Source organism: Pseudodonghicola sp. (genome assembly GCF_048268305.1).
GTDB lineage: Bacteria > Pseudomonadota > Alphaproteobacteria > Rhodobacterales > Rhodobacteraceae > Pseudodonghicola.
In genome coordinates, this window is record NZ_JBLWVT010000008.1 from 63,291 (window position 1) to 85,365 (window position 22,075).

The window sequence follows — 22,075 nt, forward strand, 5'->3', positions numbered from 1 at the left end:
TTCTCTTCGTCGCAAATACGGCCGCCGGAGGCTCCCCAAGGTGCCCTTCGCGCGGCGGTCGGTGGCTAGATGCTGCCCCGGGGCATCGGGTTCATCGCCTTGCTGTAGGGCGCCCAGTCGGTGATCTCGGGGTAATGGCTCTTGCGCCAGGCGCGCACGCGGGGGTTCATCACCCGGCGCCACAGCGGCGGGATCATCGCCGCCATGGTCATGATCGGATAGCCATAGGGCAGTTGCGGCGCATCCGCTTCGGTATAGTTCTGCAGCAGCGGGAACCGCCGGTCGGGTTTGTAATGGTGATCCGAGTGGCGCTGCAGGTTGATCAGCAGCCAGTTGGTGGCCCGATGCGCGGCATTCCAGGAATGCCGCGGCAGCACCTGTTCGTATTTGCCCTCGCCCAGGTACTTGCGGGTCAGCCCGTAATGTTCGACGTAATTGACCAGCTCCAATTGCCAGATCGCCACCCCCGCCTGCAGCAGGAAGAGACCCAGCCCCGCCCAACCGCCCAAGCCCGCGGCGAGCGCGATCATCGCCGCCTGCAACGCCCAATAGCGCCAGAAGGGATTGCGCCGGTCGGTCCAGCGCAGATCCTTGCGGGCAAGTCTCAGCTTCTCGGCATGGAAGGCCGACAGCCAGACCTGCCGCAGCACCCGGGGATAGAATCGGTGGAAGCCCTCGTTATAGCGCGCGGTCACCGCGTCGCGCGGGGTGCCGACATAGGAATGGTGCACCAGCAGGTGTTCCGAGCGGAAATGGGAATAGAGCACCATCGCCAGCAGCAGATCGCCCAAGGCCCGCTCGAACCGGTCCTTCTGGTGCATCAGCTCGTGGCTATAGTTGATGCCCACCGTGCCGGTGACCACCCCCATGCCGAAGAAGAGGACGATCTTTTCCAGCACCGAGAGGTGATCGCTATGGGTGACATAGAAGATCAGCCCGAAGAGGGTGAAGAATTGCAGCGGCACCCAGGCGGTGGTCAGCATCCGGTACCAGAGCAGATCCTCGGCCGGGGTCTCCGGATCGGCGTTTTCCAGGTTCAACCCGGTCGCCGCGTCGATCGCAGAGAACAGATACCAGGTGATCAAGGGCGGCAGCAGCACCGTCCAGCCGCCGACGGCACCGCCCAGCCAGATGACCGGGATCAGCAGGATCGTGGCCCAGAAGGGCGCGGCGCTTTGCCAGCGGGCGATCGTTTCGCGGGGGATCATCAGGCACCTCCTGCCGCGTGTCCGAAATCGCCTGGCAGTCTAGCCGATCGCGATGGAAAGACCATGGGTCACACTGACCCGCCCCGCCAGAGATCATAGGCCTTGCGCATCACCGTGGGCAGATCGGAGGGGCGGAAGTCGTGGCGCTCGACGATCAGCAACCCCTCGGGGGCGGGCCCGTCGGGCAGCGGCGCGGTGCGGAGCGTCAGGATCAGGTGGAAATGGGTGAAGGTATGGCGCACCTCTCCGGGCAGGCTCTGCCAATCGGCGGCGAAGGGCGGGCGATCGATGGCCGGCGCCTCCGCCCAGGGCGAGCCGGGCCAGCCCAGCATGCCGCCCAGAAGGCCGCTGTCGGGGCGGCGCTCCAACAGCAGGGCGCCATCGGCGCGTTGGGCAAGATAGGCCACGCCCTGGCGCACCGGCTTGGCCTTCTTCGGCGCCTTCTTCGGCAATTCCGGCGCGGTGCCGGCGGCACGCGCCTGGCAGGGATCGCGCCAGGGGCAGATGCCGCAGGCCGGCGATTTCGGCGAACAGATCGTGGCGCCCAGATCCATCACCGCTTGCGCGTAATCGCCGGGGCGATCCTGCGGCGTCAGCTCTGCCGCGCGCGCCTTCAGGTCGGGCTTGGCATCGGGCAGCGGCGTGTGGATATCGAACATCCGCGCCATCACCCGTTCGACGTTGCCGTCCATCACCACCTCGGGGGCATCAAAAGCGATGGCCGAGATCGCGGCGGCGGTATAGGGACCGATGCCGGGCAGGGAGAGGAGCGCGTCGTGATCCTCGGGGAAGGTTCCGCCGTGCTCCGCCGCCACCGCGCGGGCGCATTTCAGCAGGTTGCGGGCGCGGGCGTAATATCCAAGCCCCGCCCATTCGCCCATGACATCGGCATCCTCGGCCGCCGCCAGCGCCTGAACCGTCGGCCAGCGGCTGGTGAAGCGGTGGAAGTAATCGCGCACGGCGGCCACCGTGGTCTGCTGCAGCATCACCTCGGACAGCCAGACCCGATAGGGATCGGGGGCCACCCCGGCCTTGCGATCGGCGGGGGCGACGCGCCAGGGCAGATCGCGGGCATGGCGGTCGTACCACTCAAGCAGCTGGGTGGAGAGGGCGGGCTCGGGGATGGTGTCACGCAATCTTTATTGCCTTCTCTAGCCGGTTTCGCTGGCGCTTGGGCAGGTGGACCCTAAAATAGTGTGGAACCGAATGGAATCCATCTATGGCGCAGCGACGATCTTCGACAACACGCGGTTTCAAGCGAACCGATACATTGCTGAACGATCAGATCCGCCGCACCGGCGAAAGCCGCGGTTTCGCCGTGACCCGGGTGCTGACCCATTGGGCCGAGATCGCCGGGCCCGAGATTGCCTCGATCGCCCGGCCGGTCAATATCGGCTATGGCCGCCAGGGGTTCGGGGCGACGCTGACCATCCTGACCACCGGCGCCCAGGCCCCCATGCTCGAGATGCAGAAGGAAAAGCTGCGCGAGCGGGTCAATGCCGTCTATGGCTATAACGCGATCAGCCGCGTCCGGATCACCCAGACCGCGCCGACCGGTTTCGCCGAAGGCCATGCCCGGTTCGAACCGGCGCCGCCGAAACAGGCGCCGGCGCCTTCTCCCGAGGTGGAGAAAGAGATCGCAGAGGCAGCCGAGGGCGTCGGCGACGCCGATTTGCGCGCGGCCCTTGAACGTCTGGGCCGCAACGTTCTATCCAAACGCAGTCACTGAGAAAGGGGTACATATGACCCGACTGGTTCCCGCGCTTTCCGCGGCCGCCCTGCTGATGGCCGGCGCTTTCGTTTTCTCCGATCAGCCGGGCCGCGCGCCGGCATCCTGGTTGGTTGGCAGCGCCCTGGCGGCGAATGAGGCGGCCGAGGTCGACACCTCCACCATTCATGACATGGTGTTGGGTGCCGAAGACGCGCCAGTGACCATCGTGGAATACGCCTCTTTCACCTGCCCGCATTGCGCCACCTTCGATCAGGGGCCGTTCAAGAAGCTGAAGGCCGAGTATATCGACACCGGCAAGGTCAAGCTGATCTATCGCGAGGTCTATTTCGACCGCTACGGGCTGTGGGCGTCGATGATCGCGCGCTGTTCGGGCGATACCGGCAAGTTCTTCGGCATCACCGATCTGATCTTCAAGACCCAGAACGACTGGGTGCGCGCCGGCGGCCCGACCGAGATCGTCGATGCGCTGCGCAAGATCGGCCGGCTGGCCGGCACCGACAACGATCAGCTTGAAGCCTGTCTGCAGGACGGCGCCAAGGCGCAGACGCTGGTCGCCTGGTATCAGGAACACGCCAAGGAAGACGGCATCGACGCGACGCCGACCTTCATCATCAACGGCACGAAAGTCCCGAACCAGGCCTGGGACGACTTCAAGGCGGTGATCGACGCGGAGCTGGCCAAGCAATGACGGCCCCGCTTGAAGGTCTGAAGGTCGTCGAACTGGCGCGTATCCTGGCCGGCCCCTGGGCCGGTCAAACCCTGTCCGACCTGGGCGCCGAGGTGATCAAGGTCGAGGCGCCGCGCGGCGACGACACCCGCGCCTGGGGTCCGCCCTTTGTCGAACGTGAAGGCGATACCTCGGCTGCGTATTTCCATTGCGCCAATCGCGGCAAAGCCTCGGTCATCGCCGATTTCGCCACCGAGGAAGGCCAGGAAAAGGTGCGCGAACTGGTGCGCGACGCCGATATCCTGATCGAGAATTTCAAGTTGGGCGGGCTGAAGAAATACGGGCTCGACTACGACAGCCTGAAAGAGGTCAACCCGCGGCTGATCTATTGCTCGATCACCGGCTTCGGCCAGACCGGGCCCTATGCGCATCGCGCCGGCTATGACTTCATCATCCAGGGCATGTCCGGGCTGATGTCGATCACCGGCGAGCCGGGCGGCCAGCCGCAGAAGGCAGGGGTGGCGATCACCGATATCTTCACCGGGGTCTATTCGGTCACCGGCATCCTCGCCGCGCTCTATCAACGCGAACGTACCGGCAAGGGTCAGCATATCGACATGGCGCTGCTGGATGTGGCGGTCTCCGTCACCGCCAACCAGGCGATGAACTATCTGACCACCGGGGTGTCGCCGGGGATGATGGGCAACGCGCATATGAACCTGGCGCCCTATCAGGTGTTCGACTGCGCCGACGGCCATATCATCATCGCCACCGGCAACGATCCGCAATATCAGCGGCTGTGTCGTATCCTCGGGCTCGACGAGATGGCCGAGGCGCCGGAGTTCCTGCACAACAAGGACCGTCTGGCCAATCGCGTCGATCTGATCGCGCGGCTGACGGCGGCGACCTCGCAACGCGGCAAGGCCGATCTTCTGGCCGCCTGCGAGGCCGAGGGCGTGCCCGCCGGCCCGATCAACAACATGGCCGAGGTGATGGCCGACCCGCAGGTCGTGGCCCGTGGCATGCAGATCGAACTGGACGGGGTGCCGGGCGTGCGCTCGCCCTTCGTCTTCTCGGATGCAGAGCTGAACCTCAGCCATGCGGCGCCGAAGCTGGGGCAGGACGACCCCAAGTAAAAGGGATCAATGGCGGCGGGTCACTCCGCCGCCAGATGCCGTTCGCCGCGGGTCTGGGCCAGGGCGATCTGCTTTTGCCTTTCGCGGAACCGGGCCTTGTCCTCGTCCGAGGTCTCGTCGATGCAATGATGGCAGGATACCCCGGCCTCGTATTCCGGACGCGCCTTGTCTTCCTCGAGGATCGGGCGACGGCAGCCGTGGCAGAGGTCATAGGGCCCCTCTTTCAGCCCGTGCCCCACCGACACCCGGTTGTCGAAGACAAAGCATTCGCCCTGCCAGGTGCTGTTTTCCGCCGGCGTCTCCTCAAGATAGCGCAGGATGCCACCCTTGAGGTGATAGACCTCCTCCACCCCCTGGCCGAGCAGGAAGTTGGTGGATTTCTCGCAGCGGATGCCGCCGGTGCAGAACATCGCGATCCGCTTGTTGTGGAACCGGTCCTTGTTCGCCTCCCACCAGGCGGGGAAGTCGCGGAAGCTCTCGGTCTGCGGATCGATCGCGCCCTCGAAGGTGCCGATGGCGACCTCGTAATCGTTGCGGGTGTCGATCACCGCCACGTCGGGGCTGCGGATCAGGTCGTTCCACTCCTCCGGCTCGACATAATGGCCGACGCGGGCCTTGGGGTCGACATCCGGCTGGCCCATGGTCACGATCTCTTTCTTCAGCCGCACCTTCATGCGGGCGAAGGGGGGATGATCGCTGGTCGCCTCCTTCCACTCCAGATCGGCGCAGCCAGGCAGGGCGCGGATATGCGCCAGCACCGCGTCGATACCGGCGCGCGGGCCGGCGATGGTGCCGTTGATCCCCTCCTGGGCCAGCAGCAGCGTGCCCTTGACCTCACGGGCGAGACAAAGGTCAAGCAGAGCCGGACGCAGGGCTGCGGGGTCGGCGAAGCGGGTGAAGTGATAGAGTGCGGCAATCGTGTACATGGGCGCGGATTTACGCCCTCGCCTGCAATCCGGCAAGGGCAGAGCCGTCAACGCGACGGCGCGGGATTGACGCAGGGCGCCCGGCTTTCTACCCCTTGGGAGACATAGGAGAGCGCGCATGACCCAGGCCCTGATCGTGATCGACGTCCAGAACGATTTCTGCCCCGGCGGGGCGCTGGCGGTGGCAGAGGGCGATCAGATCGTCCGGCCCATCAACGCCCTGATGACCGAATTCGACGCGGTGATCCTGACGCAGGACTGGCATCCGGCGGACCATTCCTCTTTCGCTGGCAACCACCCCGGCAAGGCACCGATGGAGCTGATCGAGATGGCCTATGGCACGCAGGTGCTCTGGCCCGATCATTGCGTGATCGGCAGCGAGGGGGCGGAATTTCATCCCGATCTCGACACCAGCCGGGCGGACATGATCCTGCGCAAGGGGTTCCGGCCGGCGATCGACAGCTATTCCGCCTTCTTCGAAAACGACCGCCAGACCCCGACGGGGCTGGAGGGGAGTTTGCGCAGCCGAGGCATCGACAAGCTGACCCTGGTCGGGTTGGCAACCGACTTTTGCGTCAACTATTCCGCCGTCGATGCGGCGAAACTGGGGTTCGAGGTGACGGTCCGCCTGGCGATGTGTCGCGGCATCGACCTCGGGGGGTCTCTCGAGACCGCATTGAACGACATGCGCGCCGCCGGGGTGAGCCTGGTATAAATTGGCCCAGATCATGGTGGCTGTGACGAAACAGTGCATCTGATTGCAAATTGTTAAGACCCCCCAGGTCTAACTGAACGGGGGGCATCTGACAGGATCGGGAGTCCGTCGATGCAGAAGGCAGCGCCACCGTCCAGCGACTCACTGGCCGATTTCGAGCGCAGGAACAATCGGGCCGGGTTGCTGATCCGCTATGCGCGCGGACGGGTGGCGAATTTCGGCAGCCGCCAGATCATGACGATCTCGGGCGGGCTGTTTCTATGGATCATGAACGGCCCGGCTTCAGGGCTGGCCGCCATGCTGATCGCCATCATCGGCGAGGCGGTGGACTGCTTCTATCTCCAGGGTGTCGAGGCACGCCTGGAGCGCGGCCAGCCGCTGCGCCGGGTGCAGTGGATCAGCACGCTGACCGCCGGCTTCCAGGCGATCACCATCTCGATCTGCATCGCGCTATCGTGGTTCGGCATCCAAACGTCGGAATCGCCGCTCTTCGCGGTGGCCTTTCTGGTCGGGACGGCGATCAACGGCGGGCTGGTACTGCCCTATCACCGAGGCGCCGGTACGATTCGGCTGACTATCTATGCCCTCCTGCCGGTGCTTCTCTTCGCGACGACTGCGGTGCTCTACGGGCCGCCAGACACGCAGTTTGCCATGGATGCCGCCGGCACGCTGATACTGGGCTTTATGGTCTTCATCTTTCTGAACTTCGGCGTCGCCGGTTTCCGCCGCCAGCTGCGCAATACCCGTGAGCTGATCGAGAAGGGGGCGGAGCTGAAGGCGGTGAATCACAAGCTCGCCACCCAGCAGAAGGAAGCCCATCGGCTGGCATTGGTCGCACGTCACGCCAACGACAGCGTCCTGCTGCTGAACCGGCGCGGCCAGATCACCTGGGTGAACGAGGCCTTCACCCGCACCACCGGCTATACCCCCGAAGAGGCGATCGGACGCATGCCGGGGGCCTTGCTGAACGCGCCCGAGACGCAATTGGTGACGGTGGATCAATTGCACGAAGCGACCGCGCAAGGCACTCCATTCCGCTGTGAGGTTCAGAACCGCACCAAATCTGGGGACATCATCTGGATCGAGACCAACCAGGTGCCGATCATCGACGAGAATGGCGAGGTCGAGATGATCGTCGCGGTCGAACGCGACGTGACCGAGGCGAAGCAGCATGAAGAGGAGATGATCGTCGCCCGCCATGCCGCCGAGGAAGGGGCGCGGGCCAAGGCCGAATTCCTCGCCACCATGAGCCATGAAATCCGCACCCCGATGAACGGGGTGATCGGCATGGCCGATCTGCTGGCGGAAACCGGGTTGTCGGCCGAGCAGCTTGTCTATACCGACACCATCCGCAGCTCGGCACAGGCGCTTTTGACGATCATCAACGACGTGCTCGACCTGTCGCGGCTGGACGCGCAGAAGATGACGCTATCGCCCGAGGCCTTCGACCTGAAGACCTGCATACAGGAGCCGGTGCGCCTGCTCAGACCGCAGGCCCGCGGCAAGGGGCTGGCGCTGAAGCTCGAATTCATCGGCGACGGGCCGGATCGCCTGTATGGCGACGACAGCCGGTTGCGCCAGATCCTGATCAATCTGGTCGGCAACGCCATCAAGTTCACCCAGACCGGCGGCATCACCGTGCGGGTGCTGAACCAGCGGATCGAGAACGGCGGCAGCGACCTGCGGATCGAGGTGGAGGATACCGGCATCGGCATCCCCGCGGACAAGCAGGAACAGATTTTCGAACGTTTCGCCCAGGCCGATGCCTCGACCACGCGGGAATATGGGGGCACCGGCCTGGGGTTGACCATTTCCCGGATGCTGATCGAGACGATGGGGGGCACCATCAAGGTGCGCTCCGCTCCGGGACAGGGGGCCTGTTTCACCGTCGCCCTGCAGCTGCCCCAGGGTGAGGAGGCCTCCGAGCAAAAGCCTGGTGGCCAGACGATGTCCGATGCGGCGCTGCGCAAGATTCTGAAGGGCAAGCACATCCTCACCGCCGAGGACGCCGAGGTGAACCGTACCCTGATCCGCAAGTTTCTTTCCGGTTTCGAGGTCGACCTGGAGTTCGCCCATGACGGGCGTGAGGCGGTCGAGAAGACCCTGGCGCATCGGCCCGATCTGGTGCTGATGGACATGTCGATGCCCGAACTCAGCGGCATCGAGGCGGCCCGCCGCATCCGCGCCGAGGCCGATCATCAGCCGGTGATCATCGCGCTGACCGCCAATGCCTTCGACAGCGACCGCGCCGCCTGCCTCGAGGCCGGGATGGACGGCTTTCTCAGCAAGCCGGTCCGCCGGGCCGATCTGCTGGCCGGCATGGCCGAACAGCTCAGCATTCCGCGCGGCGCGACGGTGGAATGATTTTCGCCGCCCAGGTCGGGTTTGGGCGGATTTTCCCGGTTTCCCCTTGGCCCCGGGGGTTTTCGTGACGTATCAACCACGGGCAGCAAGCAAAGAGGCCCCCCGTGGTGGATATCGCATCCCGCGTCTATAACCATAAGTGGAAGATCGACCCGATCGTCCGCTCGCTGATCGACACCGATTTCTACAAGCTGCTGATGTGTCAGTCGGTGTTTCGCAACAAGCCGAAGACGCAGGTGACATTTTCGCTGATCAACCGCACGGATTCGGTGCCGCTGGCCAAGCTGATCGACGAGGGAGAGCTGCGCGAACAGCTTGATCATATCCGTTCGCTCACCCTCAGCCGCGGCGAAAGCACCTGGCTCAGGGGCAATACCTTCTATGGCAAGCGCCAGATGTTCCGCCCCGATTTCATGGAGTGGTTCGAAAAGCTGCGGCTGCCGCCCTATTACCTGGAACGCCGCGGCGATCAGTACGAGCTGACCTTCGAAGGCGACTGGCCCGAGGTGATGATGTGGGAAATCCCTGCGCTTTCCGTACTGATGGAACTGCGCAGCCGCGCCGTGCTGAACGATCTGGGCCGGTTCGAGCTCAAGGTGCTCTATGCCCGGGCGATGACCCGGCTCTGGGAAAAGATCGAACGTCTGCGAGAACTTTCGCCGCTCGGGATCGCCGATTTCGGCACCCGCCGCCGGCATTCCTTCCTCTGGCAGGATTGGTGCGTGCAGGCGATGATCGAGGGGCTCGGGCCGAAGTTCACCGGCACCTCGAACTGCCTGATCGCCAAGGAACGCGACCTCGAGGCGATCGGCACCAATGCGCATGAGCTGCCGATGGTCTATTCCGCACTGGCCGAGACCGATGCGGAGCTGGCCCAGGCGCCCTATAAGGTGCTGGAGGACTGGCAGGAGGAACACGACGGCAACCTGCGTATCATCCTGCCCGACACCTATGGCACCAAGGGCTTTCTCGACCGTGCACCCGACTGGCTGGCCGGCTGGACCGGCATCCGCATCGACAGCGGCGATCCGGTCGAAGGCGCCGAGGTGGCGATCGACTGGTGGAAATCACGCGGCGAGGACCCGCGGAAGAAGCTGGTGATCTTCTCCGACGGGCTCGACGTCGACAAGATCGTCGAGTTGCACGGCAAATTCGCCGGTCGGGTCAAGGTCAGCTTCGGCTGGGGCACGCTTTTGACCAATGATTTCCGCGGTCTGGTGCCGAATGACGCGCTGGCGCCCTTCAGCCTGGTCTGCAAGGCGGTCAGCGCCAATGGCAACCCGACGGTGAAACTGTCGGACAACCCGGAAAAGGCGATGGGGCCAGCCGAGGAGATCGAGCGCTATAAGCGCGTGTTCGGGGTGGGTGAACAGAAACGCATCGCGGTGGTAGTGTAGGACGCGCGCAGGGTCTGGGCCTGAACCCCTGCCCCCGCAGATGTGATAAAAACCCCAGGCCGGTCAGACGAAACGCCGCTCGCCGGCCGGTTTCCCGGCCGCTCAGCCCCGCCGCCGGCTCTGCTGGATCAACGCGCCGGTATAGATCACCAGCGCCAGCCAGATCAGCGGAAAGGCGAGGATCTGCCCCCGCCCCACCGGCTCGCCGAACAGGAAGACCGCGACCAGGAACACCATGGTCGGGGTGATGTACTGCAGAATCCCGATGGTCGAGAGCCGCAGCAGCTTGGCGCCATTGGCATAGATGATCAGCGGAATCGCCGTCACCACGCCGCAGCCCAGCAGCAAGAGTGTGCTCTGATCGAACCCGCCGAAATGGCCGCCGCCATTGACCCCGAGATAGAGGATATAGCCCAGGGCCGGCGGCAACAGGATCAGCACTTCGAGCAGAAAACCCTGATTGGGACCGATCGGCAGGGATTTCTTGAAGAAGGCATAGAACCCCCAGCTGAAGGTCAGCAGCAGCGACAGCCAAGGCATCCGGCCATTTTCCACCGCCAGGATCACCACCGCCATCGCGGCGAGCGACAGCGCCGCGATCTGCGCCCGGCCCAGCTTTTCCCGCAACAGAACCGCGCCGAGAAACACGCTGAACAACGGGTTGATATAATAGCCCAGCGCAGCATCCAGCGTGTGGCCACTGTTGATCGCCCAGATATAGACACCCCAATTCACCGTGATCAGCGCCGCAGTCAGCGCGCCCTGCGCCAGGGTGCGCGGATGCACCAGCGCCCGGCGCACATCGCCGGTCCGCCCCAGCACGATCAGCAGCGCCCCGGCCAGCGGCACTGACCAGACGATCCGATGCGCCACCACCTCGAACGGGGAAAGATGCGACATCAGCTTGAGATAGAGCGGCAGCACCCCCCACATCAGATAAGCGGAGACGGCAAAGGCCAGTCCCTGAGGGCTGTCCCCGGTTCCCGTGGCCGGGGCTGTCATCGGCTGCGCTGTCATCGCGGGCACTCCTCTTCGCCCACCGCTTTAGGCCAGGGCTTGGTCCCAGGCAATGGAAGACAGCGGCCGCCTCGCGAGACTGCGGATGCGACGGGGGTGGACCCTAGCCCGCCACCTGCGGCGCCGCGGCGAAGCCCAGCAGGAGACCGTAGAGGATGAAACAGCTGGCCAGCACGCGGCGCACCCAGACGTTGAACACCGCCCCGAGCGCCGCCCGCCCCATCAGCGCGCCGAGAGCGGTGAAACCGGTATAGCTGAGCGTGGTCAGCACCAGCGCCGTGGGCACGATCACCGCCATCTGATCCCAGATCGGCACCTGCGGCTGCACGAAGGCGGAAAAGGCGGCCAGATATCCCGCCACGCTTTTCGGGTTGATCGTGGCGATCGCCAGCGCGTGCAGATAGACATGGCGCGCCGGGCGCACCTCGGTCGGGGCGGGTTTGCCGGCGTTCATCCAGCCCCGCACCCCGAGCCAGATCAGCACCGCCGCGCCGATGAATTTCGCCACCGTGAAGCCGGTGGGCGAGGTGGCGATCAGCGCCGTCACCCCGGCGGCCGACAATACCAGAAAGCTCGTCGCCTGGGTCAGGATGCCCAGCACCCCCACCAAGGCCCGGCGAAAGCCCAGCGTCATGCCGTTCGATATGCAGTTGACCGCATTCGGCCCGGGAGTGGTGACGAAGGCCACCCAGAACAGCGTGAAAACGCTCCAGGCTTCGAAACTCATTGCTGTCTTGCCTCGGGGAGGGGGGCCAAGGTCATGCCAAATAGATGTCTTTTCATGTCGCCTGCAATCTGCCCGGTTTTCGCCGCCGCCGCATCCACTTTTTTCCACGGGAGAAGGTTTGGCCCATCCCCGGGCTTGCCCGGCAAACCGGAAAACCGACGGAAAAGGAGCCGGATCATCGCCCGCCCGCCACGGTCCCAGCGCGTCGACAGGCTGTTTCTGAATCTGCTGACCCCCGGGCTCATCCGCTCCGACATCGGACGGCTCGCTCTTCCTGCAACCGAGACCGACGCGGTCTGGGAGCGGACCGATCAGGACGAATGATGCAGCATGGCGCCGCAGATCGACCGGATGGCCCGGGTCGACTGCCCCTCAGAGCCGCCCGAAGGTCTGATCCAGAATCGCCTTCAGCGCCGTCGCATCGGCATCGCCAAAGGCATCGGGCTGGTCGCTGTCGATGTCAAAGACACCGATCAGACGGCCCGACCCGTCGCGCACCGGCAGCACCAGTTCCGACCGGGTCGAGCTGGAACAGGCGATGTGATCGGCGAAGGCCTCCACATCCGGGACAAGCTGCACCGCGCCCGTGCGCGCCGCCGCGCCGCAGACCCCGCGCGAAAACGGGATGGTCAGGCAGCCGTGACCGCCCTGATAGGGGCCGATCTTCAGCAGCTCGGGACCGACCACGCGATAGAACCCGGTCCAGTCAAAGCGCGCATCGGCGTGATGCACCTCGCAGGCGAGCGTCGCCATCAGGGCGATCTGATCAGTCTCGCCCTCGGTCAGGGCGGCGATGCTGCGGGCGAGAGCCGGGTAATCGACGGGCATGCTGGACCTTTCCGGGAGATCATGACCCAAAAGCTTGGGTCGAGATTGCGGCAAAGGCAAGGGGGCCGCCGGCCCCCTCGCGGCCCCGGGGGCCGCTCACCCCCGGGAGTATTTCGACAGAGAAGAACGCAGGGAGCCGCGCCCGAGGCTCAGACCAGTTCGATGGCGATGGCGGTGCCTTCGCCGCCGCCGATGCAGATCGCGGCGATACCGCGTTTCAGGCCGCGCTTTTCCAGCGCGTTGAGCAGGGTGACCATGATCCGCGCACCGCTGGCGCCGATCGGGTGACCCAGGGCGCAAGCGCCGCCGTTCACGTTGATCTTGTCGCGCGACACCTTCATTTCCCGCATGAAGGCCATGGGAACGACGGCGAAGGCCTCGTTCACCTCCCAGAGGTCGACATCCTCGGCGCGCCAGCCGATCCGGGCCAGGAGCTTCCGCGTCGCCGGCACCGGGGCGGTGGGGAATTGCGACGGCGCCTGGGCATGGCTGGCGTGGCCCAGGATGCGGGCGCGCACCGTCAGCCCCTGCGCCTCGGCCGCCTCGGCGGAGGCGAGGACCAGCGCCGCGGCGCCATCGGAAATCGAGGATGAGTTCGCCGCCGTCACCGTGCCACCGGCGCGGAAGGCCGGTTTCAGGAGCGGGATCTTTTCGGGCCGCGCCTTGCCGGGCTGTTCGTCGCGGGTGAAGACCTGTTCACCGCTGCGGCCGTGCAGGGTGAAGGGCGCGATCTCGTCCTCGAAGGCGCCGGAGCGCTCGGCCTCCAGCGCATTGTCGAGCGAGCCCAGGGCATATTGATCCTGCGCCTCGCGGGTGAACTGGAAGGCCTCGGCGCAGTCTTCGGCGAAGGTGCCCATCAACCGGCCCTTGTCATAGGCATCCTCCAGCCCGTCGAGGAACATGTGGTCGATGGTCTGGCCATGGCCGATGCGGGCGCCGCCGCGCATCGCCGGCAACAGATAGGGGGCGTTCGACATGCTTTCCATGCCGCCGGCGATCATCACGTCGGTCTGGCCGAGCGCGATCTGATCGAAGGCGAGCATCGCCGCCTTCATGCCGGAGCCGCACATCTTGTTCAGCGTGGTGGCCGGCACCTCTTCGCCCAGCCCGCCCAGGAAACCGGCCTGCCGTGCCGGCGCCTGGCCCTGGCCGGCGGGCAGCACGCAGCCCATCAGCACCTCGTCCACCGTCCGGGCGCCAGCCCCGGCCAGCGCGGCCCGGATCGCCGAGCCGCCCAGTTCGGCGGCAGCCACACCGTTGAAGATGCCCTGGAACCCTCCCATCGGGGTGCGCGCGGCCCCTGCGATCACAACCTCTTTCATCCCGTCTCCTCCACAGGTATCGGAAAACCGATTGGTAAGAATTCCCGTCTAGCTTGAAACTGCCCGAATTACCACCTGAGGAGAGCCATGTTCCTGAGCAGTATACAAAGGGGCGACACGCGTATCGTCACCGTCAACGCCGAGCGGATCGACGCGGCCGTCGCCATCCAGTTCAAGGAGGACATGCGTACCGAGACCGCAAGCGCGCCCGATCGGGTGATCTTGGATCTCTCGGCGGTGAAGTTCATCGACTCAAGCGGATTGGGCGCGATCGTCGCGGCCATGAAGCAACTTGGCGACGAGCGGCGGCTGGATCTTGCCGGGCTGACGCCGCTGGTCGATAAAGTGTTGCGGCTGACGCGCATGGATACAGTTTTCACCCTGTTTCCGTCGATCGACGAGGCCATGGTCGGGCTTGAGGGCTGAACCGGCGGCCCGTGTGTGCCGGAGTAGCGGATAACCGCAATGCCAGAGCGTTTCACGCATAGGTTCAGAGCCACGGAGCTGGCTGCACGCGGCGGCATCGTCGCCGTGATGGCACGGCTGCGCGCGCTCGATCTGCCCGAGCAGATTGCCGGTGACGTGGAACTGGCGCTGGCCGAAGCGGTGAACAACGTCACCGAACACGCCTATCGCGAACGCGACGACGGCAGCATCACCGTCACTGCGCGGCTGGAGGACAAGCGGCTGGTGCTGCGGATTTCTGACAACGGCCTGCCGATGCCGGAGGGCAAGATGCCCCAACCCCGACCCCATGATCTGTCCGGCAGCGCCGAGGAATTGCCCGAAGGCGGCTTTGGCTGGGGGCTGATCCATGCGCTGACCAGCGCGGTCCGCTATGACCGCCGGGCGCAGCGCAACACGCTGTCGATGGTCTTCGCCCTGCCTGAGGAACAGGACGACGCAGGTTCCCAATCCCGCGTCGCGCCCTGAAACTGCCGCATTCGCATCAAACTGCTGCCCGAATGCTGAGCGACAAGGGAGCGGTAGCTGCAATAGGCTTCCCTCGACGCCGCGCTGTCATAGCCCCCACCCAATGCGCGGCGTCGAGGACTTCTCTCCCCTTTCTCCCCTGATCGGCCTGCCGCAGCAGTTGGCAATCGGCCGGGTTGCTGCCTAAGCTCGGGCAGCAACAACAGGGAGGTGATCGTCATGCGCGATTTCCAGAGCCCCGGCCGGTCCGAGGTGCTGACGACAAACGGGATGTGCGCCACGTCGCATCCTTTGGCGGCACAGGTGGCCGTCGATACGCTGCGCCGCGGCGGCAATGCGATGGATGCGGCGATTGCCGGGGCCGTGCTCCTGGGGATTTGCGAACCGCAGATGACCGGGATCGGTGGTGATTGCTTCGTGCTTTATACCGACCCCGCGACCGGCGAGATGAAGACGATGAACGGCTCGGGTCGGGCGCCCAAAGCGGCGAGCGCCGCTGCGCTGCGCGACCGCGGGCTGCAGACGGTCCCGGTCCAGGAGGTCGAGGCAGTGACCATCCCCGGCGCCATGGATGCCTTCTGCCACCTGTCGGAAACCGTCGGCAAGCTGGGGATCGACACCCTGCTGGCGCCGGCAATCCATTATGCCGAAGAGGGCGTGCCGGTGGCGCCCCGGGTGGCGTTTGACTGGATCAAGGATGCGCCCGCCCTGAAGGGCCGCGCGCGCGAGACCTATCTGATCGACGGCCGGGTGCCGAAAGTGGGCGAACTCTTCCGCGCGCCCGGTCAGGCCGAAGTGCTGAGGCGGGTGGCGAAGCTGGGCCGCGACGGGTTTTACTCCGGCGAGGTGGCCGAGGATATCTGCGCCTCGCTCAACGCGCTGGGGGGCGTGCATACGCTCGACGATTTCGCCGCCACCCGCTGTACCGCGGGCCGGCCCGTCTCCGGCGCCTATAACGGCGCCGATCTGTTCGAGCACCCGCCCAACGGCCAGGGCGCCACGGCGATCCTGATGCTGAAGATCCTGTCGCATTTCGACATCGCCGGGATGGCTCCCTTCGGCGCAGAGCGCGCCCATGTCGAGGCGGAGGCGGCCAAGCTGGCCTATGACGCGCGCAACCGCTTCATCGCCGACCCCGACCGCATGACGCGGCTGGACCATATGCTCGCCCCCGAAACCGCGGCAAAGCTCGCCGGGCTGGTCGACATGAAACGCGCGATGGCCAATCCCCCCGCCGTCAGCGAGGCGGTGCACAAGGATACCATCTATATCACCGTGGTCGACCGCGACCGCATGGCGGTATCGCTCATCTATTCGATCTATTACGGCTTCGGCTCCGGCATCGCCAGCGACCGCTTCGGCGTGCTGCTGCAGAATCGCGGTGCCGGCTTCACGTTGAACCAGGGTCACCCGAACGAGTTGATCGGCGGCAACCGGCCGATGCACACGATCATCCCGGCGATGCTGCGCGACGAGCGCGGGCTGATGCCGTTCGGCGTGATGGGTGGCGCCTATCAGCCCAACGGCCATGCGCGGGTGGTCAGCAACCTGCGCGATTTCGGCATGGATCTGCAGGCCGCGCTGGATGCGCCGCGCAGCTTTACCGATGCCGGGATCATGCGAGTCGAGCGCGGCTATACCGACGCGGTGCGGCAGGAGCTGGCCGATATGGGCCACAAGGTTGAGATCCCCGAAGAGCCGATCGGCGGCGCCCAGGCCATCCGCATCCGCCCCGACGGGGTGCTGGAGGCGGCCAGCGATCCGCGCAAGGACGGCTGCGCCCTGGGGTACTGAACAGAGAAACAGGCCGGATCCGCTCAGGCGGGTCCGGAGGCTCCTCATCCCGGGCTGAAAAGCGCCGAGATTTTAGTTAAATTGGAAATGAAGGGGGTAAGAACCGTCCTGGAACGGGCCGAACATCTCGGGGATGTCGGGGTGGTCCACCGGCTCGCCCGAATAGTCGGCGATCAGGTTCTGCTCGGAGACATAGGCGACGTAATAAGTATGCTCGTTCTCGGCCAGCAGGTGATAGAAGGGCTGATCCTTCACCGGGCGGCTGTCCTCGGGAATCGCCTCGTACCATTCGTCAGTATTGGAGAACTCGGGATCGACGTCGAAAATCACCCCGCGAAACGGGTGCTTCCGATGGCGCACAACCTGGCCCAGATGATATTTCGCGCGCGTTTTCAGCATCGGTAAACAGCCCCTATCATTTGTTCTTAACCGTATCATGCCCCGATTGTCCAATCCCCCCGGCGGGTTTCGAAGAAACAATCTGTACAACCGAATATGACAGTGAGGACATGCGATGGCGGCTTCGGGCGCCTTCGTGCCGAAGCTCCGGCGAATGTGATTCCATCCCCAAGAAATATACGCTAAAATCACACCAAAAAAGGCACGAGGCAGATGAGCAGACATCTGAGCGCATTAATGCTGATCCTGATTCTTGCGTCTTGTAGCGGTGGCTATAAGGCGCCTCCACGGAATTTGGACAACGCTTGCAGCATTCTGGCAGAACGTCCCGAGTACAAACGCGCCTTCCAAGCCGCCGAGCGGAAGTATGGCGTGCCGACTCATGTGCAGATGGCGGTGATCTATCAGGAAAGCCGCTATCGTTCCGATGCGCGGACGCCCTTCCGCTATGTGCTGGGCGTGCTGCCGATGGGGCGGCAATCCAGCGCCTATGGCTATAGCCAGGCGCTCGACGGAACCTGGGACGAATATCGCCGATCCACCGGCAACCGTCGCGCCAAACGCGACCGGATGCGCGATGCGACCGATTTCATGGGCTGGTACATGACGCGCAGCAATCAGCGCAATGGCATCGCCCTGGCCGATGCCCGCAACCAGTATCTCGCCTATCACGAAGGCCACGGCGGCTATGCCCGCGGTTCGCACCAGGACAAGAGCTGGCTGTTGCGGGTCGCCGATGATGTCGATCGGCGTGCCCGGATGTACAACGCGCAACTGGCCTCCTGCCGCTGAACCGGACCCCGGTTCAGCGCTGGTCCGAAGGTGCGCCGCCGCCAGTGGCCGTGAACAGGCTGCCGTTCAGCGACATGCCGGTCTGCAACGCCCCCAGAATCACCGTGGTCTGCGCACCGCTGGCGTCGTTGATCACCCATTTGCGCAGCTCGACCGGGTTGTCGGTGAACACCAACTGGATGCTGCCGGCATCGGGGTGATCGGGGTCCTGTGCGGTGACGATGGTGGCGGTGCCGTCGAAGTCATGCCCCACCACCATATTCGCCCGCCCCAGATCGACCTGGCTGGCCAGGATGATCGACAGCGGCGTGCGGCTGAGCGGATAGCTTTCGGGCGGCTGATTCGACTTCGGATCATGGATCACCACGGCCCCCGCCCCGACGATCACCGCCGCACCGCTGGGCGGATCATACTGGAACCGCGCCCGCCCGGGACGTTGCAGGTACAGCGTGCCGGTCGTCAGCGTGCCGTCGTCATTGATCTGGGTGAACGGGCTTTTCGCCGTCTTGAAGCTATTGAGATAGGCCGAGATCGCCGACAGGGGCAATTTCTCGGCCGCCTGGGCGGCGGGCGCGGTCAGGGCCAAAGGCAGGGTCGCGGCCAGCGGCGCGGCCAGGGCGAGGGCACAGGCGAAAGCAATCTGTTTCATGGGTCTCAACATAAGAGCGCCCGCGCGGATTGTAAGCCGGCGCGGGCGCGATCTGCGAAAGGGCGCCGATGTGGCGTTACTGCTGTTCCGGCACCAGAATCTCGCGCTTGCCGACATGGTTGGCCGGGCTGACGAGACCTTCCTCCTCCATCTGCTCAACCAGACGCGCGGCCTTGTTATAGCCGATCGCCAGCTTGCGCTGGATGTAGGAGGTCGAGCATTTGCGATCCTTGATCACCACCTGCACGGCGGTGTCATAAAGCGCATCCTCGACATCGGTGTTGCCGCCGGTCGACAGGCCCAGCACGGCGTCGATGCTGTCCGCCTTGTCCTCGTCCGGGCCGTCCAGAACGGTGCCGACATAACTCGGCGGGCCGAACTGCTTGAGATGGGTCACCACCTCTTCGACCTCCTCGTCCGAGACGAAGGGGCCGTGGCAACGGATGATCTTGGCGCCGCCCGCCATATAGAGCATGTCACCCATGCCCAGAAGCTGTTCGGCACCCTGTTCGCCCAGGATGGTGCGGCTGTCGACCTTCGAGGTCACCTGGAACGAAATCCGGGTGGGGAAGTTCGCCTTGATGGTGCCGGTGATGACGTCGACCGAAGGCCGCTGCGTCGCCATGATCAGGTGAATGCCCGAGGCGCGCGCCATCTGCGCCAGACGCTGGATGCAGGCCTCGATCTCTTTCCCCGCGACCATCATCAGGTCGGCCATCTCGTCGACGATCACCACGATATAGGGCAGCGCGACGGGCTGGAATTCTTCGGTCTCGAACACGGGCTCGCCGGTCTCGTCGTCAAAACCGGTCTGCACGGTACGGGAGAACATCTCGCCCTTCGCCAGCGCCTCGCGCACGCGGCCGTTATAGCCTTCGATGTTGCGCACGCCCATCTTCGACATCTTGCGATAGCGGTCCTCCATCTCGCCCACCGTCCATTTCAGGGCGACAACCGCCTTCTTCGGATCGGTGACGACGGGAGACAGCAGATGCGGGATGCCGTCATAGACGGAAAGTTCCAGCATCTTCGGGTCGATCATGATCAGCCGGCATTCGTCCGGCGTCAGCTTGTAAAGCAGGCTGAGGATCATGGTGTTGATCGCCACCGACTTACCCGAGCCGGTGGTCCCGGCGATCAGCAGGTGGGGCATCTTGGCCAGGTTCGCCACCACCGCGTCGCCGCCGATGTCCTTGCCCAGCGCCAAGGGCAGGCTCATCTTGCTGTCGCCGAAATCGCGGGCGGCGAGGATTTCGCGCAGCACCACCTTTTCGCGGTTCTCGTTCGGCAGTTCGATCCCGATGACCGACCGTCCCGGCACGGTGGAAACCCGCGCCGACAGCGCCGACATCGACCGTGCGATATCGTCCGCCAGGCCGATCACGCGGCTGGCCTTGAGGCCCGGCGCCGGCTCCAGCTCGTACATGGTGACGACGGGGCCGGGGCGCACGCTGACGATCTCGCCCTTGACGCCATAGTCGTCGAGCACGTTTTCCAGCATCCGCGCGTTTTCCTCCAGCGCCTCGTCGCTGAGGTAATGCCGTTCGATCTCGGCCGGGTTGGCCAGGAGGCCAAGCGGCGGCAGTTCGAAATCGCTTTGCTGATCTTCGAAGGTCAGCCCTGGCTGCGCCTCGGCCTGGGCCCGGCGCGAGGGCTCGAGCGGCTTGCGGACCGGGGGTTGGACCACCTTGCGCGGCTCCGGCACCGGCGGGATGGCCGCACGCAGCGGCGCCAGGTCGGGATAATGCGCCTCAGGCTCGGGCTCGGACTGATAAGCCACCGTGTCGACAGGGTAATCCGTCTCGATTTCGGCCGGATCGCCGTAATCGACATAGCTGTCGGCATAGGCGGCCTCATAGGCCTCGGCATAGGGGTCGCTATAGGTCTCGGGCTGAACCTGCGGCTGCGGCATCGGCTGTTGCACCGGATGCGGCTCGGGCGCGCGCAGGGTCGGGGCCGGTGTCGGTTCCGACATCGGGGCCGGCGCGGCGACAACGGGCTGGGCGGCAACCTGGGCCGCAGTCACCGGGGGTTCCGGCGGCAGCGCGGCAGCAACCGGCGCAGCGCCGCGGCGCAGCGGGTTGAACAGCAGGGGTCTGGGCCCATATCCCCGGCCCTTGGTCAGCGGGCGCGACGGATCCGGCAGCGGCTCGGGCTCGGGCGGCAGGCCAGATTGCGACCGGGCACGGATCGCATCGGCAATCTTGGCGCGGATCCGATCGTCGCCCGGCATGTCGCAGTCATCCGCAAAGCTGTCGGCCTCGACCAGTTCAGGTTCCAGCATCGGCGCGGGTTCGGACCGGCGCAGCAGCGACGGCATCCGCGACAGGAACCCGACGCGCTCTTCGGCCACCGGTTCACGGCGCGGCACGGACGGGGCCGCCACCACCGTCGCCGGTGCGGCCACCGGCGCGGCGGTCGCCATCGGCGGTTCAGGACGCAAGGCCGGCCGCGGCGGCTCGGCCTGCATCGGCGGGAACTGCGCCGGCTGAGCTTGCAGCGGTTGCGCCTGCGGCGGAACATATTCGGCCGCCTGCGGCCGGTGCACCGGGATAGGCGCCTGAACCCGCGGCACCACCGGTGCCGCATAGACCGGTTCATAGATGGGCTCGATCACCTGCGCCTCGGCTTCCTCGACCGCGGCCCAGGCCGCAGCCTCCTCAGCCGCGCGGGCCTGCTCGGCATCCCAGGCGATCTGTTGCTTATAGGCGCGCTCGGCAGCGATCCTTTCGCGCCGCTCGGCCAGGTGGCTGGAGAAATCGACCATCTTGCGCCGCGCCATCTGCGCCGCGCCGACGCCGCCCTTGCCCAGCAAGCTGGCGACAAACCCATAGACCATGATCATGCCGACCATGATGAAGCGCAGCAGGCGCGTCACCTCGGGACGGGTGAACCCCAGCACGAAGGCCCCCATCCCCAGCATGGCGACGGCGGCCATCAGCGACAGGAATTTCACCGCGAAATGCGACCCGAACGGCAGCAGCGTGAGCAGCGCGCCCACCACGGTATCGCCGAACAGCCCGCCCAGGCCAAAGCTGTGGGTGGCACGCCAGAGATCCCCCGGAACCAGGGTGGCGGCATAGACCGAACCGAGGACGATGGCGATCGGGGTAAAGATCAGTCGCGATACCGCGCGGTCCTCACCACTGTGGAAGGCATAGCGCAGCCCCCAGCCGATCAGCACGAGCGCAATGCCCCAACTGCCGCCGCCCACGACCATGAACAGCGGCGCGGCGATCGAGGCGCCAAGCCGTCCCAGCCAGTTCTGCACCGGCGCGTCGGTCGAGACCATCCAGTTCGGATCGTCCGGCGTATAGGAGCCGATCATCGCTGCCGCAGCCAGGCCCAGACAGATCAGGGCGATCCCGATCAGTTCCTTGCCGCGTTTCTCGATGACCGCCTGCATGTCGCTGTCGAGCAGCGGGTCGCGGCTGCGAGTCTGATATGCCATGCCTGTCCTCGGTTCTGC

At 65.3% G+C, this 22,075-nt stretch carries 21 protein-coding genes; 11 read left to right on the top strand and 10 right to left on the bottom strand.

Annotated features, from left to right (window positions below):
• Positions 1 to 65: 65 nt before the first annotated feature.
• Both ACN0V4_RS15570 and mutY read right to left on the bottom strand, forming a co-directional pair.
• Positions 66 to 1,208 (bottom strand): alkane 1-monooxygenase, encoded by a 1,143-nt coding sequence (locus ACN0V4_RS15570; protein ID WP_417677724.1) that lies wholly within the window; start codon positions 1,206 to 1,208, stop codon positions 66 to 68.
• A gap of 68 nt (positions 1,209 to 1,276) precedes the next feature.
• A complete protein-coding gene (gene mutY / locus ACN0V4_RS15575; RefSeq protein WP_417677726.1) occupies positions 1,277 to 2,344 on the bottom strand; it encodes an A/G-specific adenine glycosylase in 1,068 nt (355 codons plus the stop codon).
• A gap of 83 nt (positions 2,345 to 2,427) precedes the next feature.
• Between mutY and ACN0V4_RS15580 the strand changes: the two genes are divergently transcribed.
• Genes ACN0V4_RS15580 through ACN0V4_RS15590 form a run of 3 tightly spaced genes read left to right on the top strand, consistent with a single transcriptional unit; the run spans position 2,428 to position 4,743 of the window.
• Positions 2,428 to 2,937 carry a DUF721 domain-containing protein gene (locus ACN0V4_RS15580; RefSeq protein WP_417677728.1) on the top strand — a complete coding sequence of 170 codons (510 nt, stop codon included), beginning with the start codon at positions 2,428 to 2,430 and terminating at the stop codon, positions 2,935 to 2,937.
• Between the two features lie 13 nt (positions 2,938 to 2,950).
• Positions 2,951 to 3,628, top strand: coding sequence for a DsbA family protein (locus tag ACN0V4_RS15585; RefSeq protein WP_417677729.1), 678 nt, complete (start codon positions 2,951 to 2,953; stop codon positions 3,626 to 3,628).
• Complete coding sequence (locus ACN0V4_RS15590) at positions 3,625 to 4,743, top strand: CaiB/BaiF CoA transferase family protein (RefSeq protein WP_417677731.1); 1,119 nt, start codon at positions 3,625 to 3,627, stop codon at positions 4,741 to 4,743. Before ACN0V4_RS15585 ends, ACN0V4_RS15590 begins: the two co-directional genes overlap by 4 nt.
• A gap of 20 nt (positions 4,744 to 4,763) precedes the next feature.
• Here the strand turns inward: ACN0V4_RS15590 and ACN0V4_RS15595 are convergent, their stop codons facing one another.
• Positions 4,764 to 5,669 carry a rhodanese-related sulfurtransferase gene (locus ACN0V4_RS15595; RefSeq protein ID WP_417677733.1) on the bottom strand — a complete coding sequence of 302 codons (906 nt, stop codon included), beginning with the start codon at positions 5,667 to 5,669 and terminating at the stop codon, positions 4,764 to 4,766.
• Between the two features lie 118 nt (positions 5,670 to 5,787).
• Between ACN0V4_RS15595 and pncA the strand changes: the two genes are divergently transcribed.
• From pncA to pncB, 3 genes are all read left to right on the top strand, one after another.
• Entirely contained in the window at positions 5,788 to 6,384 is a 597-nt protein-coding gene (gene pncA / locus ACN0V4_RS15600; RefSeq protein ID WP_417677735.1) for a bifunctional nicotinamidase/pyrazinamidase, read from the top strand.
• A gap of 111 nt (positions 6,385 to 6,495) precedes the next feature.
• Positions 6,496 to 8,748, top strand: a complete 2,253-nt coding sequence (locus ACN0V4_RS15605) for an ATP-binding protein (protein WP_417677737.1) — start codon at positions 6,496 to 6,498, stop codon at positions 8,746 to 8,748.
• A gap of 107 nt (positions 8,749 to 8,855) precedes the next feature.
• Complete coding sequence (gene pncB, locus ACN0V4_RS15610; RefSeq protein ID WP_417677739.1) at positions 8,856 to 10,145, top strand: nicotinate phosphoribosyltransferase; 1,290 nt, start codon at positions 8,856 to 8,858, stop codon at positions 10,143 to 10,145.
• Positions 10,146 to 10,247: 102 nt separating this feature from the next.
• Here the strand turns inward: pncB and rarD are convergent, their stop codons facing one another.
• The gene (gene rarD, locus ACN0V4_RS15615; RefSeq protein WP_417677741.1) at positions 10,248 to 11,162 is read right to left on the bottom strand and encodes an EamA family transporter RarD; all 915 of its coding nucleotides are present in this window, start codon (positions 11,160 to 11,162) and stop codon (positions 10,248 to 10,250) included.
• A gap of 103 nt (positions 11,163 to 11,265) precedes the next feature.
• Positions 11,266 to 11,889 (bottom strand): LysE family translocator, encoded by a 624-nt coding sequence (locus ACN0V4_RS15620; protein WP_417677743.1) that lies wholly within the window; start codon positions 11,887 to 11,889, stop codon positions 11,266 to 11,268.
• A 54-nt stretch (positions 11,890 to 11,943) separates the two neighbouring features.
• On the opposite strand from ACN0V4_RS15620, the gene ACN0V4_RS15625 reads away from it, so the two are divergent.
• Positions 11,944 to 12,213 (top strand): hypothetical protein, encoded by a 270-nt coding sequence (locus ACN0V4_RS15625; RefSeq protein WP_417677745.1) that lies wholly within the window; start codon positions 11,944 to 11,946, stop codon positions 12,211 to 12,213.
• 48 nt (positions 12,214 to 12,261) lie between these two features.
• On the opposite strand, the gene ACN0V4_RS15630 is transcribed toward ACN0V4_RS15625, so the two are convergent.
• Together ACN0V4_RS15630 and ACN0V4_RS15635 are read right to left on the bottom strand one after the other, a co-directional pair.
• Positions 12,262 to 12,717, bottom strand: coding sequence for a GAF domain-containing protein (locus tag ACN0V4_RS15630; protein WP_417677746.1), 456 nt, complete (start codon positions 12,715 to 12,717; stop codon positions 12,262 to 12,264).
• 149 nt (positions 12,718 to 12,866) lie between these two features.
• Positions 12,867 to 14,039: a thiolase family protein gene (locus tag ACN0V4_RS15635; protein WP_417677748.1), complete on the bottom strand. Its 1,173-nt coding sequence runs from the start codon at positions 14,037 to 14,039 to the stop codon at positions 12,867 to 12,869.
• Positions 14,040 to 14,126: 87 nt separating this feature from the next.
• Between ACN0V4_RS15635 and ACN0V4_RS15640 the strand changes: the two genes are divergently transcribed.
• The 3 genes from ACN0V4_RS15640 to ACN0V4_RS15650 all read left to right on the top strand — a co-directional run bounded on the left by ACN0V4_RS15640 (position 14,127) and on the right by ACN0V4_RS15650 (position 16,766).
• Positions 14,127 to 14,465 carry an STAS domain-containing protein gene (locus tag ACN0V4_RS15640; RefSeq protein WP_417677750.1) on the top strand — a complete coding sequence of 113 codons (339 nt, stop codon included), beginning with the start codon at positions 14,127 to 14,129 and terminating at the stop codon, positions 14,463 to 14,465.
• 39 nt (positions 14,466 to 14,504) lie between these two features.
• Positions 14,505 to 14,972, top strand: a complete 468-nt coding sequence (locus ACN0V4_RS15645) for an ATP-binding protein (protein WP_417677752.1) — start codon at positions 14,505 to 14,507, stop codon at positions 14,970 to 14,972.
• A 219-nt stretch (positions 14,973 to 15,191) separates the two neighbouring features.
• Complete coding sequence (locus ACN0V4_RS15650; RefSeq protein WP_417677754.1) at positions 15,192 to 16,766, top strand: gamma-glutamyltransferase family protein; 1,575 nt, start codon at positions 15,192 to 15,194, stop codon at positions 16,764 to 16,766.
• Between the two features lie 72 nt (positions 16,767 to 16,838).
• On the opposite strand, the gene hspQ is transcribed toward ACN0V4_RS15650, so the two are convergent.
• Entirely contained in the window at positions 16,839 to 17,165 is a 327-nt protein-coding gene (hspQ, locus tag ACN0V4_RS15655) for a heat shock protein HspQ (protein WP_417677756.1), read from the bottom strand.
• 213 nt (positions 17,166 to 17,378) lie between these two features.
• Here hspQ and ACN0V4_RS15660 point away from each other — a divergent pair, with 213 nt between their 5' ends.
• Complete coding sequence (locus tag ACN0V4_RS15660; RefSeq protein WP_417677758.1) at positions 17,379 to 17,957, top strand: transglycosylase SLT domain-containing protein; 579 nt, start codon at positions 17,379 to 17,381, stop codon at positions 17,955 to 17,957.
• 13 nt (positions 17,958 to 17,970) lie between these two features.
• Here ACN0V4_RS15660 and ACN0V4_RS15665 read toward each other — a convergent pair whose 3' ends face one another.
• Together ACN0V4_RS15665 and ACN0V4_RS15670 are read right to left on the bottom strand one after the other, a co-directional pair.
• The gene (locus ACN0V4_RS15665; protein ID WP_417677760.1) at positions 17,971 to 18,606 is read right to left on the bottom strand and encodes a LolA family protein; all 636 of its coding nucleotides are present in this window, start codon (positions 18,604 to 18,606) and stop codon (positions 17,971 to 17,973) included.
• A 76-nt stretch (positions 18,607 to 18,682) separates the two neighbouring features.
• Positions 18,683 to 22,057 carry a DNA translocase FtsK 4TM domain-containing protein gene (locus ACN0V4_RS15670; RefSeq protein WP_417677762.1) on the bottom strand — a complete coding sequence of 1,125 codons (3,375 nt, stop codon included), beginning with the start codon at positions 22,055 to 22,057 and terminating at the stop codon, positions 18,683 to 18,685.
• Positions 22,058 to 22,075: the final 18 nt, after the last annotated feature.

Bases quoted from the DNA above. Each gene is read 5' to 3' on its own strand.
- ACN0V4_RS15580 (WP_417677728.1), top strand. From the start codon at position 2,428: ATGGCGCAGCGACGATCTTCGACAACACGCGGTTTCAAGCGAACCGAT.
- ACN0V4_RS15595 (WP_417677733.1), bottom strand. From the start codon at position 5,669: ATGTACACGATTGCCGCACTCTATCACTTCACCCGCTTCGCCGACCCC.
- ACN0V4_RS15660 (WP_417677758.1), top strand. From the start codon at position 17,379: ATGAGCAGACATCTGAGCGCATTAATGCTGATCCTGATTCTTGCGTCT.
- ACN0V4_RS15670 (WP_417677762.1), bottom strand. From the start codon at position 22,057: ATGGCATATCAGACTCGCAGCCGCGACCCGCTGCTCGACAGCGACATG.
- rarD (WP_417677741.1), bottom strand. From the start codon at position 11,162: ATGACAGCGCAGCCGATGACAGCCCCGGCCACGGGAACCGGGGACAGC.
- ACN0V4_RS15605 (WP_417677737.1), top strand. From the start codon at position 6,496: ATGCAGAAGGCAGCGCCACCGTCCAGCGACTCACTGGCCGATTTCGAG.
- ACN0V4_RS15590 (WP_417677731.1), top strand. From the start codon at position 3,625: ATGACGGCCCCGCTTGAAGGTCTGAAGGTCGTCGAACTGGCGCGTATC.
- ACN0V4_RS15640 (WP_417677750.1), top strand. From the start codon at position 14,127: ATGTTCCTGAGCAGTATACAAAGGGGCGACACGCGTATCGTCACCGTC.
- ACN0V4_RS15570 (WP_417677724.1), bottom strand. From the start codon at position 1,208: ATGATCCCCCGCGAAACGATCGCCCGCTGGCAAAGCGCCGCGCCCTTC.
- ACN0V4_RS15620 (WP_417677743.1), bottom strand. From the start codon at position 11,889: ATGAGTTTCGAAGCCTGGAGCGTTTTCACGCTGTTCTGGGTGGCCTTC.
- ACN0V4_RS15645 (WP_417677752.1), top strand. From the start codon at position 14,505: ATGCCAGAGCGTTTCACGCATAGGTTCAGAGCCACGGAGCTGGCTGCA.
- ACN0V4_RS15585 (WP_417677729.1), top strand. From the start codon at position 2,951: ATGACCCGACTGGTTCCCGCGCTTTCCGCGGCCGCCCTGCTGATGGCC.
- ACN0V4_RS15650 (WP_417677754.1), top strand. From the start codon at position 15,192: ATGCGCGATTTCCAGAGCCCCGGCCGGTCCGAGGTGCTGACGACAAAC.
- ACN0V4_RS15635 (WP_417677748.1), bottom strand. From the start codon at position 14,039: ATGAAAGAGGTTGTGATCGCAGGGGCCGCGCGCACCCCGATGGGAGGG.
- ACN0V4_RS15665 (WP_417677760.1), bottom strand. From the start codon at position 18,606: ATGAAACAGATTGCTTTCGCCTGTGCCCTCGCCCTGGCCGCGCCGCTG.
- ACN0V4_RS15630 (WP_417677746.1), bottom strand. From the start codon at position 12,717: ATGCCCGTCGATTACCCGGCTCTCGCCCGCAGCATCGCCGCCCTGACC.
- pncA (WP_417677735.1), top strand. From the start codon at position 5,788: ATGACCCAGGCCCTGATCGTGATCGACGTCCAGAACGATTTCTGCCCC.
- hspQ (WP_417677756.1), bottom strand. From the start codon at position 17,165: ATGCTGAAAACGCGCGCGAAATATCATCTGGGCCAGGTTGTGCGCCAT.
- ACN0V4_RS15625 (WP_417677745.1), top strand. From the start codon at position 11,944: ATGTCGCCTGCAATCTGCCCGGTTTTCGCCGCCGCCGCATCCACTTTT.